The 15399-nt window shown below is 54.2% G+C and carries 14 protein-coding genes and 3 tRNA genes; 3 read left to right on the top strand and 14 right to left on the bottom strand.

All coding sequences use genetic code 11. The annotated features are described in order from the left end of the window. Window positions 1-10: 10 nt before the first annotated feature. From AC5Q5A_RS04075 to AC5Q5A_RS04125, 11 genes are all read right to left on the bottom strand, one after another. Window positions 11-775: an ABC transporter ATP-binding protein gene (locus AC5Q5A_RS04075; RefSeq protein ID WP_493894432.1), complete on the bottom strand. Its 765-nt coding sequence runs from the start codon at window positions 773-775 to the stop codon at window positions 11-13. Between the two features lie 11 nt (window positions 776-786). Next, complete coding sequence (locus tag AC5Q5A_RS04080) at window positions 787-1629, bottom strand: ABC transporter ATP-binding protein (RefSeq protein WP_296994958.1); 843 nt, start codon at window positions 1627-1629, stop codon at window positions 787-789. Window positions 1630-1631: 2 nt separating this feature from the next. After that, window positions 1632-2555 carry a nickel transporter permease gene (gene nikC / locus AC5Q5A_RS04085; protein WP_493894433.1) on the bottom strand — a complete coding sequence of 308 codons (924 nt, stop codon included), beginning with the start codon at window positions 2553-2555 and terminating at the stop codon, window positions 1632-1634. A gap of 2 nt (window positions 2556-2557) precedes the next feature. Continuing rightward, window positions 2558-3625, bottom strand: a complete 1068-nt coding sequence (locus AC5Q5A_RS04090) for an ABC transporter permease (protein ID WP_083952752.1) — start codon at window positions 3623-3625, stop codon at window positions 2558-2560. Window positions 3626-3651: 26 nt separating this feature from the next. Continuing rightward, window positions 3652-5241, bottom strand: coding sequence for an ABC transporter substrate-binding protein (locus tag AC5Q5A_RS04095; RefSeq protein WP_008891486.1), 1590 nt, complete (start codon window positions 5239-5241; stop codon window positions 3652-3654). A gap of 411 nt (window positions 5242-5652) precedes the next feature. After that, a tRNA-Asp gene (locus tag AC5Q5A_RS04100) sits at window positions 5653-5729 on the bottom strand. A gap of 187 nt (window positions 5730-5916) precedes the next feature. Further along, a tRNA-Asp gene (locus AC5Q5A_RS04105) sits at window positions 5917-5993 on the bottom strand. 242 nt (window positions 5994-6235) lie between these two features. Next, a tRNA-Asp gene (locus tag AC5Q5A_RS04110) sits at window positions 6236-6312 on the bottom strand. Between the two features lie 262 nt (window positions 6313-6574). Further along, window positions 6575-7129: a hypothetical protein gene (locus AC5Q5A_RS04115; RefSeq protein ID WP_008890967.1), complete on the bottom strand. Its 555-nt coding sequence runs from the start codon at window positions 7127-7129 to the stop codon at window positions 6575-6577. Next, a complete protein-coding gene (locus tag AC5Q5A_RS04120; protein ID WP_008890966.1) occupies window positions 7126-7620 on the bottom strand; it encodes a response regulator in 495 nt (164 codons plus the stop codon). Before AC5Q5A_RS04120 ends, AC5Q5A_RS04115 begins: the two co-directional genes overlap by 4 nt. A gap of 284 nt (window positions 7621-7904) precedes the next feature. Further along, complete coding sequence (locus AC5Q5A_RS04125; RefSeq protein ID WP_493894434.1) at window positions 7905-8378, bottom strand: deoxycytidylate deaminase; 474 nt, start codon at window positions 8376-8378, stop codon at window positions 7905-7907. A 285-nt stretch (window positions 8379-8663) separates the two neighbouring features. On the opposite strand from AC5Q5A_RS04125, the gene pyk reads away from it, so the two are divergent. From pyk to AC5Q5A_RS04140, 3 genes are all read left to right on the top strand, one after another. Continuing rightward, complete coding sequence (pyk, locus tag AC5Q5A_RS04130) at window positions 8664-10085, top strand: pyruvate kinase (protein WP_008890964.1); 1422 nt, start codon at window positions 8664-8666, stop codon at window positions 10083-10085. 363 nt (window positions 10086-10448) lie between these two features. Then, on the top strand, window positions 10449-11975 hold the full coding sequence (locus AC5Q5A_RS04135; protein ID WP_493894435.1) for a DUF2336 domain-containing protein: 1527 nt from the start codon (window positions 10449-10451) through the stop codon (window positions 11973-11975). A 5-nt stretch (window positions 11976-11980) separates the two neighbouring features. Beyond that, window positions 11981-12964, top strand: a complete 984-nt coding sequence (locus AC5Q5A_RS04140; RefSeq protein WP_493894436.1) for a hypothetical protein — start codon at window positions 11981-11983, stop codon at window positions 12962-12964. Between the two features lie 43 nt (window positions 12965-13007). Here AC5Q5A_RS04140 and AC5Q5A_RS04145 read toward each other — a convergent pair whose 3' ends face one another. The 3 genes from AC5Q5A_RS04145 to AC5Q5A_RS04155 form a co-directional block, all read right to left on the bottom strand. After that, window positions 13008-13322 (bottom strand): ribbon-helix-helix domain-containing protein, encoded by a 315-nt coding sequence (locus AC5Q5A_RS04145; protein WP_008890961.1) that lies wholly within the window; start codon window positions 13320-13322, stop codon window positions 13008-13010. Between the two features lie 118 nt (window positions 13323-13440). After that, window positions 13441-14022 (bottom strand): DJ-1/PfpI family protein, encoded by a 582-nt coding sequence (locus AC5Q5A_RS04150; protein WP_063090085.1) that lies wholly within the window; start codon window positions 14020-14022, stop codon window positions 13441-13443. Between the two features lie 200 nt (window positions 14023-14222). Then, the gene (locus AC5Q5A_RS04155; RefSeq protein ID WP_493894437.1) at window positions 14223-15203 is read right to left on the bottom strand and encodes a mechanosensitive ion channel family protein; all 981 of its coding nucleotides are present in this window, start codon (window positions 15201-15203) and stop codon (window positions 14223-14225) included. Window positions 15204-15399: the final 196 nt, after the last annotated feature.

Consider the following 15399-nt stretch of genomic DNA (forward strand, 5'->3'; position numbering starts at 1 on the left):
GTGTCTCCGTTCAGTCCCAGTCGACAAAGCTGTCAACAACGGCGCGGTCATAGCCGCCGGCAGCCTTGTAAAGCTGTTGCGAATAGGGATGTTCAAGTCTGCCATCTGCCAGTTGGCTTGCGGTGGCGCGTTCAACAATACGGCCATGGTTCATAATGGCAATATCGTCGCACATATGGGCCACCACGGCGAGGTCGTGACTGACCATGATGTAGGTCAGGCCAAGTTCGCGGCGCAAGCGCGACAGAAGATTAAGCACTTCGGCCTGAATGGAAACATCAAGGGCCGAGGTCGGTTCATCAAGCAGCAGGATTTTTGGTTCAAGGATCAGGGCGCGGGCAATCGCAACACGCTGGCGCTGCCCACCGGAAAGCTGATGGGGATAGCGGAAGCGGAACGAATTATCGAGTCCGACCTGTTCAAGGGCCTGCACCACACGGGCATCGGAATTGCCAAGCCCGTGAATATTGACCGGTTCGGTCAGGATGCGGTCAATGGTATGGCGCGGATGAAGCGATCCGAACGGGTCCTGAAACACCATCTGCACAAGGCGATAGAATGCCTTGTCGCGTGTGGGGCCAAGTTCCTTGTTGTTGACAAGAATTTCACCTTCCCAGTCATCGACAAGGCCCGTGATGGTGCGAAGAACCGTCGATTTGCCCGATCCCGATTCACCAACGAGGCCGAAAGACCCGTTTTTCGGAACCTTGATATCGACATCCTTGAGAACGTGGTTGTCGTCAAACCAGGCATTGAGTTTGTTGATTTCAATCATGTGTCTACCCCTTAACCTTCGGCCCAGCTTGCTTCGCGTTCAAGGATCGGCAGATCAGAATGATCGCCATCCATTTTCGGCAAGCAGTTCAAAAGTCCCTTGGTATAGGGGTGTTTGGCTTCGTGCAGGGCGGACGCCTTGATTTCCTCGACCACGTGACCCTGATACATCACCAGCACACGGTCGCAGAAGCTTGAAACCAGTTGCAGGTCGTGACTGATGAAAATCAGCGCCATGCCACGATCCCGCACCAGATCATCAAGGATCGCCATCACCTGAAGCTGCACGGTGACATCAAGGGCCGATGTCGGTTCATCGGCAATGATCAGTTCAGGATCGGGGATCAGCATCATGGCGATCATGACGCGTTGCCCCATGCCGCCGGATACCTCATGCGGGTAGGAATTAAACACGCGTTCTGGATCTCGGATTTTAACCGCATCAAGCATATCAATCGCGCGGTGGCGGGCTTCCTTGGCGTTGACCTTATGGTGTTCGCGGTAGGCCTCGATGATTTGATCGCCAATCGTCATGACAGGGTTCAGAGAATATTTTGGGTCCTGCATGATCATGGAAATGCGCGCACCGCGTACCTTGCGCCATTGTTTGGGCGTCAGGTTTGCCAGATCGACGTCATGGAAGGTCATCTGATCGGCGGTGATCTTGCCGTTGGCCGCTGTCAGACCAAGTATGGCGCGACCGGTCTGGGATTTCCCAGACCCGGATTCGCCAACAATACCAAGCCGTTCGCGACCAAGATTAAACGACACGCCACGCACAGCATGCACATCACCCTTGGGCGTGTTGAAGGTGACTTCGAGGTTTTTGACCGACAGAAGGGTTTCATTGGACATGATCAATCGCCTCCACGCGGGTCAAGAACATCACGCAGGCCATCACCCAGAAGGTTGAAGCCAAGGCTGACGACGAAAATGGCGATACCCGGGACGGTGGCAACCCACCATTGTTCGAGCAGGAACTGACGACCCTCAGAAACCATTGCCCCCCATTCCGGCATCGGTGGTTGTGCGCCAAGACCAAGGAATCCAAGACCGGCGGCAATCAGGATCATGCCCGCCATATCAAGGGTCACACGCACAACAAGCGAGCTCATGCACATTGGCATGATATGGCCCGTGATCAGGCCCAGGTTCGATGTGCCCTGAAGACGGGCGGCTTCGATAAAGTCGGATTTGCGCACCGTGATGGTTTCAGCCCGTGCGATACGGGCATAAGGCGGCCATGCGGTAATTGCGATGGCAAGAATGGCGTTTTCCAATCCCGGTCCAAGGGCGGACACAAAGGCCAGCGCCAGGATCAGTTTCGGGAACGCCAGAAAGATATCGGTGATGCGCATCAGGGTGGCATCGACCCAACCGCCGAAGAACCCGGCGGCTGTGCCAACCAGCAGGCCGACCGGGGCTGCGGTGATGACAACAAGGGCGACGATCAAAAGGGTGTATTGCGCACCATAGATCAGACGCGACAGAATATCGCGGCCCAATTGATCCGTGCCAAACCAGTGTTCTGCACCGGGTGGTTGGATTCGATTGGCAAGGTCAGCTGCCAGCGGATCATAAGGGGCCAGAAGCGGGGCAAATATAGTTACCAGAATAAGGCCGATCACGATCGAAAGGCCGATCATGGCAAGTTTGTTTTCGGTGAATTTGATCCAGCCCAGCCAGGCACGTCCGCATTTTGCCTGCCAGCGCGATTTTGGCGTATCGGATGTCAGCCATTGTTTTAGGCCGGTTTGCGAAACTTGTGTTTGTGTTGTCATGATTATCTCCGCGCTCTGGGGTCGAGCAGGCGGTAAAGCACGTCAGAAAGCATGTTCACGCCGATAAAGACCGCACCGACCACAATCGTGCCACCAAGAACCGCATTCATGTCGGCATTGAGCAACGAGTTGGTGATGTAAAGACCAAGTCCCGGCCACGCGAAGATGATTTCGGTCAAAACCGAACCTTCGAGCAGGTTGGCGTATGACAGGGCAATCACGGTCACTAGCGGAACCATGACGTTGCCAAGAGCGTGACGCCAGATGATGCGATGTTCGGAAATGCCTTTGACCCGCGCGGTCAGGATGTATTCCTGGCTCAGCTGTTCGAGCATGAAGGAACGAGTCATGCGGGCGATATAGGCCAACGAGAAATAGGCCAGGATCGAGGCAGGCAGAACAATGTGCGAGACAGCGTTCCAGAACAGGTCCATGTCGCCTTCGATCAGGGTATCAACCAGCATCAGACCGGTGGTGGGTTCGATATAGTCGAGATAGAACGAATCAAGACGCCCAGGACCCGCAACCCAGTCGAGCTTCATGTAAAATACCAGAAGCCCCATCAGACCCAGCCAGAAGATCGGCATGGAATAGCCAGCAAGGCCGATCACGCGAACCATGTGGTCAGGCCATTTGCCCTTGTTGATGGCGGCAAAGACGCCAGCGGGAATGCCCAGAACAACACCGATAATGGTTGCAATGGTTGCCAGTTCAAGGGTGGCCGGGAAGACACGTTTAATGTCATCTAGCACGGTATTGGATGTCAGCACCGATTGGCCGAAGTTACCCTGCAGTACGTTGGAAATATAAATAAAGAACTGCTGCCAAAGCGGCAGGTTAAGCCCCATTTCTTCTCGCACGCGGTTGTATGTGCTTTGCGATGCATGATCACCAACAGCGGCCAGCACCGGATCAATCGGCAAGACGCGACCGATCAGGAATGTGACAAGCAGCAGGCCAAAAAATGTAATGGCAAGCGAGAATACCAGCCGCAGGAAAGTTCCCGTCGGGCCGGAAGCGAAACGGGCGCGGTTGCGCCCGTCCCGTTTTTTGCGTTTAACAGCGGACATTACGACCGTTGTCTCCTTCGTCGAGATTAGTCTTTGGTGACATAACGATAATAGTTGTTATCGAATGACGGACCGAGGACGAAGTTGTTCACGTTACCGCGCATGGATGCGATCTCGGTTTCCTGGAACATGATCACGAACGGACCATTTTCCAGAACTGCTTTCTGAAGATCGACATACATCGCAGCACGTTTCGCATCGTCGCGTTCCAGCGTGGCGGCATCGGTTTTTGCCGTCAAGTCACCGGCATCCCATGAGTTGCGCCAAGCAAGCGGCTTGGCAGCGGCATCGTCGGAGTTGTCCGGGTTCCATGCAAAGGTGGATGCGTTGGTGTGCGGATCCTGATAGTCCGGACCCCAGCGACCGATATAGATATCGTGCTGACGGGCGCGGTATTTGGTCAGGGTCTGCTTGCCATCACCCGGAATGATTTCCAGATTGATGCCAGCCTGTGACCAGGTCGCCTGGATCGACTGAGCCATAGCCATGATCGCGGTGGTGTTACGGGTATCCATGGTTACGCTGAACCCGTCCGGATAGCCGGCCTCGGCCAGAAGGGCCTTGGCTTTTTCGACATCCAGGGAATAGGGGTTCTCGTTATATGCGCCCAGGAAACCTTCAGGCAGGAAGGCCTGATGGATCTGCGAACGACCAGCCAGGATGGTTTCGGAAATGCCTTTGTAATCGACAAGGTATTTCAGAGCTTCGCGGACTTTCGGGTTCGACAGATATTCGTTTTTCTGCGACAGACCGAGATACCAAAGAGCACCTTTGCCCTTGGACATCATCTTGATGTCGTCATTGTCAGAAATGGCAGCCAGCTGATCGGCTTCGAGGTTACGGGCAATATCGATATCGCCTTTTTCAAGGAGGAGCTGCTGAGCTGCGGCTTCCTTGACGCTCTGGATGATTACGCGCTTCATTTCTGGCGCGCCATCCCAGTAATCTTCGTTGCCGGTCAGGCTAAGGCTTTCGCCCGCGGTCCATTTGTTCAGTTTGAACGGGCCGGAGCCGGCATAGTTGGTTTTAAGCCACTCGTGGCCAAGGTCACCGTCCACTTCATGGGCAAGGACTTCTTCCTTGTCGACAACCGAGCCAACGCCAGCGGTCAGGCAATACAGCACGAAGCTTGGTGCGTAAGGCTTGTCGACTTCCATGACCAGCGTGGAATCGTCGGTGGCGTAGATCTTTTCCTTGACGTTATCGGCGGTGAAACCGAACTGGCCCAGAATGAAGGCCGGCGACTGATCCAGCAGGATCACGCGCTGCAAGGAGAAGGCCGCGTCTTCGGCGGTCAGCTCGTTGCCCGAGGCAAAGGTGATGCCGTCACGAATTTTGAAGGTAAAGGTCTTGCCGTCTTCTGAGACATCCCAGCTTTCGGCAACGACGCCATAGATCTTCGACACATCGTCATTGTCGAAACCGATCAGGCGGTCATAGGTGTTGCCGGCATATTCAGCGCCCGAGAATTCGAAAATCTGAGCCGGGTCGAGCGTGATGATGTCATCGATGGCAAAAGCCATGACCAAAGCATTTTTCGGCGTTTCGGCCTGTGCCATCATAGGTGCGGTCGCGAGCGCGGTCCCCATGACCAGCCCTGCAATAAATTTGCGCATGATGCGCCTCCCGATTGTTGTTGTGGGACTGCAGGCCAATGCGTGGACTGATCGGCAATCGAAAGGGAGGGCCAAAACGAGACGGACTCAGCTTTATAACCATCCGGAGTTCTATCGACGCCTTCAGGCCCTTATAATTGCGGGGCGGCCTGCAGGTTCGCTTAGTGCATGTGGAGCTGAGCATAATTTATACGATTAATCAATGACCAGTCGGTCAGCAATGCTGTCTAAATCAGCAAATTGCACAACTTTCCCGAAAATGGATTTCTTAAGGTTGTGTGACGTATTGGTAAAATTACCCACGCGGGTAGAACGGTGGTTTTACGCCGGGGTTTGGCCTTAGAAACAAAAAAGCGCCAGCGAAAAAATCGCGGCGCTTATTTTGTACGTCATTCCCAATCAGGGAGGGAATGGCGCGAGTGACGAGACTTGAACTCGCGGCCTCCGGCGTGACAGGCCGGCGCTCTAACCAACTGAGCTACACCCGCATGGTGCGTGGCGCGGTTTATATAAAGACCACCCAATTGAGGCAAGTGTTTTTTGACCGATTTTTAAAGAAAAATGCGCGGACGTGTTTTGCTGGTTTGATCGGCAAGAAAGCGGCGCAAAAACAAAAAAGCGCCAGCGAAAAATCGCGGCGCTTATTTTGTACGTCATTCCCAATCAGGGAGGGAATGGCGCGAGTGACGAGACTTGAACTCGCGGCCTCCGGCGTGACAGGCCGGCGCTCTAACCAACTGAGCTACACCCGCATGGCGTGGCGCGGTTTATATAAGGGGTGGTTCGGTCTGGCAAGGGCTTTTTTGCAAAAAAAAGACGGACCGGAATTTTACCTGGCTGATCGTCCTTGGCAGCCTCGATGCGACGCCTGTTTCGCAGCGAAAAGCGGTCGATCCGGGGTCGGCAGATGTGTAAAAAGCGAGTGGAAAACAAAAAAGCGCCAGCGAAAAATCGCGGCGCTTATTTTGTGCATCATTCCCAATCAGGGAGGGAATGGCGCGAGTGACGAGACTTGAACTCGCGGCCTCCGGCGTGACAGGCCGGCGCTCTAACCAACTGAGCTACACCCGCATGGTGCGTGGCGCGGTTTTTAGCAGCCGGTCACAGGTGGTGCAAGCGCTTTTTTGCCATGATTTTTCAATTTTTAACCGCGTTCTTCCGGCGGTAGAAACCGCCCCTGCATCGGGCACGTTAAAGTTCACCTGTCGGGCTTTGGTAAGGCGGGCAGGTGAGGGGGGTATTTGGGATTGCTGGGCGCGCATAAGCACCACCTGAGACTGCATCGTGAAATGCTGCCCATTGAGCGAGATCGTCTGCGGTCAAGAGGTGTGGGCTATTCGCGCGGTTCTGCGTAGCGTTCGGTCAGTTTGGTCAGGGCCGCGACAGTTGCCTGTTCGACGGTTGAGCCAAAACCGGTCACGCGGCCGGCAAGAATGACATAAAGCGAGTCGATGTGAAGCTGGATCACCAGCAGCTGTTTTTCGTTGGCCGTGGTGCGGTCAGCAACGAAGATTTCCATCGACTTTGCGATTTGGGTCATCAGGGGATACTGGAACGTTCCGCCCAGGGCCTTGACCGAATAGGCAAGGTCATTTGCCGCGATGATGGCTTCTGGCCGCTTGGGCTTGTCGCGCAGGGCGTTGATTACCAGTTTGCGGCATTCCATGAGGTCCTTGCCGATGTCACGGACAAAGGTCTCGGAGCTGCGCTGTACAACCTGTTCGAGCTCTTCAAGCTGTTCAGGTGACAGGTTGATGTCAAATCCCTTGATGAAGTTGACAGCTTTGCGTTTCAGATCGGTCTGCGCAGGGATGATCTGCACATTCTTCTTTTTCTTAGGTTCTTCCGGCTTCACGATGGCTCCGCTTCCCCAGTCATAATGGGTCATTCGTCAAGGCTCCTACGATCAGGACCATCAAACTGGACCTGTCTGCGACGTCGGTCCGGGCCAAAATACGTTCCAGTGTTAATGAAACGTCTTGGTCGGGCGATGACCGAAACCAGACGGCTGTAAAGTGCCTTGGCGTTAAAGGGTTTGGCAAGAAATTCAGTAATCCCAAGGTCACGCGCCGTCGTCACATAACGCATCTCGGAATGTGCGGTCAGCATAATCACCGGAATGAACCGGTTTGGCGAATTGGTCGAATTGCGCATGACATCTAGGAATTCAAGGCCATCCATACCGCGCAAGCGCCATTCACAAATCACGATATCAATTTTTTCGGTGCGTAGTACGTCAAAGGCATTATTCGGCGATTTTACACGCTGGATATGACTGGCTCCGAGATAGGCGAGCGTGTCATAGACCACCTGAGCTGAAATCTTGTCCCCGTCAACGATCAGAAAACTAATCTTACTAAAGTCTATTTTCGCGTTCATCCGGCCTCGGTTCCTGAGCATCATCACGAAATGCGTCGCTGTTCAGGGGGATACAGCAGCAAATCTAACCAGTTGCTGATGTATAAACCCTTATACCTTTGTCTGGTTTCCAGCAAGGCCAAACCACTCTGTGTTCAGCCCGAAAATCTGACAAATACTGACCCCAAGCCAGTTGAAAAGTTAGAACAAACGACGTTTACGTCTTTTTGTTTTTGATGCTCGCGTCCGGTTTGAACACACCCAATATTGGGCCTTTTTTTCAATAGTAAAGAGGAAGATCTTTTTTATTTCATGGGCTTGGTGACGCCGTCGTCATCAATCACCTTAACGGCAACACCGGACTCCTCGAACATTTCGGTCGATATCTTCATATCCTGTTCCCAGCGTTCAAGAAAGTCCGCGGTTAGTTTCGACTTGTCGACATAGACCTCGGCGATGCCCGCCTGGATGATGGCGCGCGCGCAATCGCAGCACGGAAAGTGCGTCACATAGAGGGCGCAGCCATCAAGCGATGTGCCGGTGTAACTGGCATTATAAATCGCATTGCGTTCGGCATGTTCGGTATAGGCGTATTTTTCCGGACGCCGATGGCGGCTTTCGACTTCGTCATCGACCCCGCGCGGAAACCCATTATAGCCGACAGCACGAATTTCTTTTTTCGGGCCGATGACAACCGCACCGACCTGGGTGCTGCGGTCTTTTGACCAGTCTGCAATATGGGCTGCAAGTCCAAGAAAGCGGTGGTGCCATTTGCTCATGAAAAGGGTCCTGTCTGCGCCATAAAATTGGTCTGTTGGGCATTCGTTTTTGACCGGCAGGTTTCACCGGTACGCGTTCTTTAAAGAAGGTGCTTCTTGTAATTGTCCAGCGAAAAATCACATTTTTGTAAAGGCATTTAATGAAAAGTCCCTGTTCAAATAGGGGCTGATTGATTATTAAGGGGTTACCCCCAGAAAAGATCAGGACGCCTTTTCGTCTCGCCGCAGATGCAGGCCGAAGCGGGAAGGCTCACGTGTAAACCGAATAACAAGAGGTAGTAGCCGATGCGCCGTCAACGTAAGGCGAAGATCATCGCGACCCTGGGGCCGGCAAGTTCAAAGCCAGAAATCCTCGAGAAAATTGTGCAGACAGGTGTGGATGTGTTCCGCCTGAACTTCTCGCATGGGGAACACTCAGAACATCTGGCCCGTTTTGAAGCGATCCGTGTCGTCGAAGAAAAACTCGGCCGCCCGATCGGTATTTTGATGGATCTTCAAGGTCCGAAAATTCGTGTTGGCACCTTTGCCGACGGTGAAGTTGAACTCACCGCCGGTGATACGTTCAAATTCGATATGGACAAGAAGCCGGGTGACAACACGCGCGTGTCGCTTCCGCATCCGGAAGTCTATGCTGCAATCAAGCCGGGTGCGAACCTGCTGCTTGATGATGGCAAACTGCGCATGCGTGTTGAGAAATGCGACGACAAGTCGGCCGAATGTACCGTCATTACCGGTGGGCCGCTTTCCAACCGCAAGGGTGTCAACCTTCCGGATGTGATGTTGCCGCTTTCACCGCTGACCGAAAAGGACCGTGCCGATCTGGATTACGGTTTGGAGATGGGCGTTGATTTCGTGGCGCTTTCGTTTGTGCAGCGTCCCGAAGACGTTGCCGAGGCCCGCAAGATCATTCAGGGCCGTGCAGCCATCGTTTCCAAACTGGAAAAGCCGCAGGCGATTGATCACCTTGATGAGATTGTCGATCTGTCGGACATGATCATGGTCGCCCGTGGTGACCTTGGTGTCGAATGCCCGCCGGAAGATGTGCCGATCCTGCAGAAACGTATCATTAAAGCGTGCCGCGAAGCTGGCAAGCCGGTGATCGTTGCAACCCAGATGCTTGACTCGATGGTGTCCAATCCGGCCCCGACCCGTGCTGAAGCATCCGACGTTGCGACCGCGATCTATGACGGTGCCGATGCGGTGATGCTGTCAGCCGAAAGTGCGGTTGGTAAATACCCGCTTGAAACCGTTTCGATCATGGACCGTATCCTGCGTCGTGTGGAGCAGGACGATCTTTATTACCGTATGCGTGACGCCAACCGCCCGGATCCGGAGCATAACGCACCGGATGCGATCAGTGCGGCGGCCCGTCAGGTGGCCACCACCATCGGTGCGAAAGCGGTAGTTAACTATACATCGTCCGGGTCGACGGCATTCCGTGCTGCACGTGAACGTCCGGAAGTGCCAATTCTTGGCCTGACCCCGCGGATTCAGACCGCACGTCGTCTGGCGCTGTGCTGGGGCGTGCATCCGGTCTTTACCCGTGATGCCACCAACTTCGCCGAAATGGTCGGAATTGCGACCGAAGTGGCAAAGCGTGAAGAATTTGCAGGACCGGGTGATTCGCTTGTTATCACCGCCGGTGTGCCGTTCGGAACGCCGGGGGCGACCAATATTCTGCGCATCGCATGGGTCGGCAATAATTAACGCAAATGATTGCGTGAAACGATTTTCGATGACGGGCGTCCTTTTGGGGCGCCCGTTTTCATTTGCGCGGACAGCAAGAATTCCGTCGGCGTGCAGGTTTTTCGATGGCGACGGGCAGGAGGGGGCATAGACCCCTGTATCGTTAATGTTTTTTTGAGTCTTTGCGCCGATAGTCATTCTGTAATCAAGGCTCTGTCTATTGATATGTGCTCTTGAGATTGGGTTATGAAAATTAGACGCCTTGTCTGGTTGTGTAACACTGTCAGTTTGGGTTAAGCTGTTCTGACAAAACACAAAAATAAGGCATCGCAACGTCGATGCCGATACGCCGCCAGGCACGGGACCAGGGGAATTACTGCGATAATGCTGAGTTGGATGTTCAATCGGCAGAAAAATGCGGGCAATGGGGGGCTTGATGATAAAGCCTCGGCCAAACTGCGTGATCTGGCCGACACTGTTCGCACCATCGCACCTGAAACGTTTGGATCTGATACAGGTCGCGTTCAGGGTCGCGCGATTCCCCGCAGACATGTTTCCGAAAATAACGCCGATGCATCGGCCCTTGAACACGCAGCGCGTCTTTCGTCTGAATTGGACGCGCTGGATGATGCCGAGGATGTACCTGATTTTGACAGCGACGTGCGCATGGATGTGGCGCGCCGTCTGCGTCGGCATCTGACAGATTTGAGCCCGTCTGAACGACTGGAAATGGTTGACGAGTTCGTTTCGGCGATTGCCAATATGGGCGACTGTTATCGCCCGCAGGTGATTGCGCTGATCGAACAGGAACTGGGCCATACACCTTATATGACCCGTCAGGCGGCAAATCGCCTGCGTCAGGATATTCAGGCGATTGGCCGCGTGTCGATTGCCGATTATATCGAGCTTCTGAGCGATTCCGATTTCCTTGATGTCATGCGCGGGCGCGGTGAATTCATTCAAACCGCAGCCGAACGTGAACGCGCCGAGCTTGAGGCCGCTGCCAAGGCCCGCCTGATCGAGCAGCAGGCGGAAAAGGAAAAGGGCGGTTTGTTGAACCGTTTGCTGTCATCGGATGACGCACCGCGAAACGTTGTGCCGATGACGCCGCATTTCGTTGAAAAGACCGCAAAGCCAAAGGCGCCGGAGAACGATATCCTCGGTGGTCAGAACCGAATTTCGCGTCAGGCCCAGCGCCGCATTGCCCATTTCATCATGGCCTCCCTGTTTGACACGCTGGTCGAGCAGGGCCGGATGCGGACCGAGGTCGCCCGCGCGTTGCGCCAGTCGGTCCGTCAACGGATTGAAAAGGCCCGTTTTGAAAACCGGGTGCTGATGCCGTCGCGTGATAGAGACATGGATGTCGAGATCGCAGACAATGAAATGGTCGAAAACGATGTCGTCGAGGCAACAGATGCCAAGATGACGATTGACCAGTATGTGCTTGATGCCCTGTCGCGCAATGATGATGCGCTGGTGGTGCAGGCACTTGCCCATTACGCGCAAATTCGTGCCAATGCCGTTTCCAAAATCCTTGATTCCGGCAGTGCCCGGGCGATCACCGCCCTTGCATGGCGGGCAGGGATGACCGCACCTGCGGCCGTCGTTTTGCAGATCAGCAACGGTATCCCGGAATCGGCAATTGAAAGCCCGGCGGCCGGTGGTCGCTTTGCGATGGCAGCTGCCGATATGGACTGGTACATCGATTTCTTTAGCGACATGAAGCCGGTGGCTTCGCGCATGAAGGTCGAAAAAGAAAACGAACCTGCGCCGGCGTCTGCACAGACGGCAAAGCCAACCGGCAGGACCATGTCGCGCGGCCAGGGACTTCGGCCGCGCAGCGGGCGCAACAGTGGCGGGCTCGAGGGGCTCGTCTCCGACAGGCGGTCCAAAGGTCTCAAAGAGGACTGAGTGCCATGAGCAGCAATCACGGCATCTCTTATGACGGGCTGAAACATGCCCTTACCATCAAGGAAAGCTATCTGTCTGGCGAGCCGCTTACCGTGACCGGGGCGGCCAAGCAGCAGCGTCTGTTGATGCCGGAACATTTGCTGAGCAATGATCTTGCCCTGATGCAATATGACGATCCGCTTGCCCTTGCCGTGATCGCAACCAGGGACCCTGAAAGCCCGATGGCCTTGGCTGCTGCGATCCGTATGGGGCCGCATGCCAAATGCAAGGAACTGATCACCGGGGTCTTTGAAGTCGTTTCCGAAGCAACCAAGCATGAACTGGTTGCCGATTGCGCAAAGCTTCTGACCAAGAACGCATTCAGCCCCGAAGCATTCCATCTTGTGCGCACGCGCGCCTCCAATCACGTCGTGGAAATCCGCGAAGCCTATCGCCGGGCGATGGGGGATAACCTGCGCGCGTTGCTGGATGGCAAGATGGCCGCGCGCGAGTTTGTCGAGGAATTCATCGAACTGGCATCAAATGGCAACCTTAGGATTGATATCTATCGCCGTCTGGTGATGAAACTGATGCGCTCAGACGCAGTGCGGCCAAGTGTGAAATTCATGCTGCTGGAACGCCTTGATCGTTTTCCGCAGATGGTAAAGCTTCAGATCGTCAATGAAGTCAATTCGGCACCCGATACGCCGGAATATCAGACCCTGAAGCAGGAATTGCGCTGGATCTACGAGGCAAAGCAGAAACAGCAGTTGCCACATGCCAAGCAAACACCGATCAATGCATCGGGCAATGCGGATGCATCCGGGCCGCGCATAACGGCGGCCGATCTTGTCGGGCGTTCCCAGATCGATTTTGGCGCTGCTGCGGGCATGCATCGCCGCAACAGCATCATCAAACCGGCCGAGCCGACCATGAAGCGCAATGCGACGCCCAGCATCATGACCAGCGGCGGCTTCAGCACGCGCGAACTTTCTTCCTGGCTTAACTAGGGTTCAGGCCCCGGGCTTTGCTGCCGATGCGATTTGCGATTGGCTAGCTCAGCATCTGTGAAGTCGCGGTGTTTGCCGGGACATGAACATGCAGGCCAGCCTGTTTTTCCAGATATACGGTACAAATCACGCGCACAAGCGATGCGAAATTCGGGATGTCACCGCGTTGGGCGACGACCTCGTCGTGGATTTTGCCGAGAAACTGCGGGGTGCTGAATCCTTCACCCGCGGCGATTTCATCAAGAATCTGCCAGAAACGCAGCTCCAGGCGCAGGCTTGTGACAACACCATTGATCCGTACAGACCGGCTGACAGACTGATAAAGTTCCGGGTCAGTTCCAGAATAAATCTGACACATTTGAACGCCCTTTCCTGTTTGTGCCGCTGTTACGAGATGTGCAGCGGTTTTCTTTTTGTTTGGCGCAATGGTCGATCAAATGGCGCCCAAACGCAATCACCGTTTGGGCGCCGATACATTACAAATTGATTTCAGTGCCAAGAACCTTGAGGAAAGCCGCCATCCATTTCGGATGTGCCGGCCAAGCCGGTGCGGTCACCAGATTACCGTCGATGCAGGCATCATCAATGGCGATGTCGGCATAGGTGCCGCCGCCAAGTTTGACTTCCGGTGCGCAGGCCGGATAGGCGGAAACCTTGCGACCCTTGATGATGTCGGCTGCTGCAAGAAGTTGCGCACCATGGCAGACAGCAGCGATCGGTTTGTTGGCGGCATGGAAATCACGCACCAGACGAATGACATCTTCGTTCAGGCGCAGATATTCCGGTGCACGACCGCCGGGGATGACAAGCGCGTCATAGTTTTCGGCACGCGCCGTCGCAAAATCGGCATTCAGTGCAAAGTTGTGGCCGCGCTTTTCGCTATAGGTCTGATCACCTTCGAAATCATGGATGGCCGTTGCAACCGTATCGCCGGCATTCTTGTCCGGGCAAACGGCGTCGACATGATGGCCAACTGCAAGCAATGTCTGAAACGGCACCATGGTTTCGTAATCTTCGGCATAGTCGCCGGTGATCATCAGAATTTTTTTCGCAGACATGTTTTATCCTCCCGCTTGTTTTCATTTGCCGCTATTGGGCAAGGGCAGGGAACTATACGCCTGATACAAGCTGGGCGGGTAACAGCGGGGTACTACGTACGAGGAAGTTGACGTGGTGTACGTTGTGGCACTCGTCGCCCAAACAAAAAAAAGAGGCCCGTTGGGGCCTCTTTCGAAATGCGGTTTTGTGAATAAGCAGATCAGCTTTTGGATGTTGTCGGCTTTTTCGCAGCTGTGGTTTTGGTCGCCGTTTTCGATGCGGTTGACCGTGAACGGGTTGCCGGTTTCTTCGCCGCGGTTTTTGCCGCAGGTTTGGTGGCCGGCTTTGCAATGGATTTTGCGGTGCTTGCGGTTTCTGCACTTTCGATGACGTGCAGGTCGCGCTGCGGGAAGGGAATAGAGAAACCGGCCGCTTCGAGTTCCGTTTTCGATTTACGGGTCAGATCGAAGAAGGTCGGCCAGAATTCACTGGTTGCAACCCAGCCGCGTGCGGTCAGATCGACCGAGCTTTCGCCAAGGGTGGCGACAAAGCTCATCGGTTCCGGATCCTTCAGTACGCGTTCATCGGATGCGACAAGGTTTTTAAGAAATTCGAGGGCCGCATCAACATCGTCATCATAGGAAATGCCAACCTTGATATCGAGGCGGCGGGTTGGATTGCGCGAATAGTTTTTGATCGCGCTATTCCAGATTTGCGAATTCGGGGCAGAAATAAACACACCATCCGGCGTTTTGAGCAAGGTGGTAAACAATGTTATTTCAACAACGGTGCCTGAAATCGAACCAGCTTCGATAAATTCATCAATTTTGAGTGGACGCAGGATAAGAATCATGACACCGGCGGCAATATTTGATAGTGTCCCCTGCAGGGCAAGACCAATTGCCAGACCAGCGGCACCGAGAACGGCGATGATGCTGGTTGTTTCGACGCCGAAGTTCGACAGAACGGCGACGATTACGAAAATCAAGATCACGTAACGTACAATACTTGATGCAAGCGGCTTTAACGTCGCATCAACAAACTTTGTACTTTTTAGGGAATGGCGGACCAATGCAGCCGCCCGGCCGGCGACCCACCAGCCAACAATGAGTATCAGCACAGCGCCAAGCAAATCGAGGCCAAAGCCCAGTGCAAATCCTTTAAGCATTTCTGTGATGGTCGCTACATCGGTTTCAATCATTTGAACCTCGCCCGCTCCGTGTCATAATTGTGTTGATTGCCAACCATACTTCTGTATGAGAGGATTAGCATTACAGGTTTGGGTGCGCTTGAAAAGTAGGACGCTGACACCATTTTTGTTAGATGGCTGGAACAAACCAGAATTCTGTTCGTTTAAGACCATAATTCCACCATCATTGGTGTTAAGTTATTAGCTG

It is taken from the genome of Thalassospira sp. CA1 (assembly GCF_059052855.1).

Bases quoted from the DNA above. Each gene is read 5' to 3' on its own strand.
- AC5Q5A_RS04075 (WP_493894432.1), bottom strand. From the start codon at position 775: ATGATTGAAATCAACAAACTCAATGCCTGGTTTGACGACAACCACGTT.
- AC5Q5A_RS04080 (WP_296994958.1), bottom strand. From the start codon at position 1,629: ATGTCCAATGAAACCCTTCTGTCGGTCAAAAACCTCGAAGTCACCTTC.
- nikC (WP_493894433.1), bottom strand. From the start codon at position 2,555: ATGACAACACAAACACAAGTTTCGCAAACCGGCCTAAAACAATGGCTG.
- AC5Q5A_RS04090 (WP_083952752.1), bottom strand. From the start codon at position 3,625: ATGTCCGCTGTTAAACGCAAAAAACGGGACGGGCGCAACCGCGCCCGT.
- AC5Q5A_RS04095 (WP_008891486.1), bottom strand. From the start codon at position 5,241: ATGCGCAAATTTATTGCAGGGCTGGTCATGGGGACCGCGCTCGCGACC.
- AC5Q5A_RS04115 (WP_008890967.1), bottom strand. From the start codon at position 7,129: ATGACCCATTATGACTGGGGAAGCGGAGCCATCGTGAAGCCGGAAGAA.
- AC5Q5A_RS04120 (WP_008890966.1), bottom strand. From the start codon at position 7,620: ATGAACGCGAAAATAGACTTTAGTAAGATTAGTTTTCTGATCGTTGAC.
- AC5Q5A_RS04125 (WP_493894434.1), bottom strand. From the start codon at position 8,378: ATGAGCAAATGGCACCACCGCTTTCTTGGACTTGCAGCCCATATTGCA.
- pyk (WP_008890964.1), top strand. From the start codon at position 8,664: ATGCGCCGTCAACGTAAGGCGAAGATCATCGCGACCCTGGGGCCGGCA.
- AC5Q5A_RS04135 (WP_493894435.1), top strand. From the start codon at position 10,449: ATGCTGAGTTGGATGTTCAATCGGCAGAAAAATGCGGGCAATGGGGGG.
- AC5Q5A_RS04140 (WP_493894436.1), top strand. From the start codon at position 11,981: ATGAGCAGCAATCACGGCATCTCTTATGACGGGCTGAAACATGCCCTT.
- AC5Q5A_RS04145 (WP_008890961.1), bottom strand. From the start codon at position 13,322: ATGTGTCAGATTTATTCTGGAACTGACCCGGAACTTTATCAGTCTGTC.
- AC5Q5A_RS04150 (WP_063090085.1), bottom strand. From the start codon at position 14,022: ATGTCTGCGAAAAAAATTCTGATGATCACCGGCGACTATGCCGAAGAT.
- AC5Q5A_RS04155 (WP_493894437.1), bottom strand. From the start codon at position 15,203: ATGATTGAAACCGATGTAGCGACCATCACAGAAATGCTTAAAGGATTT.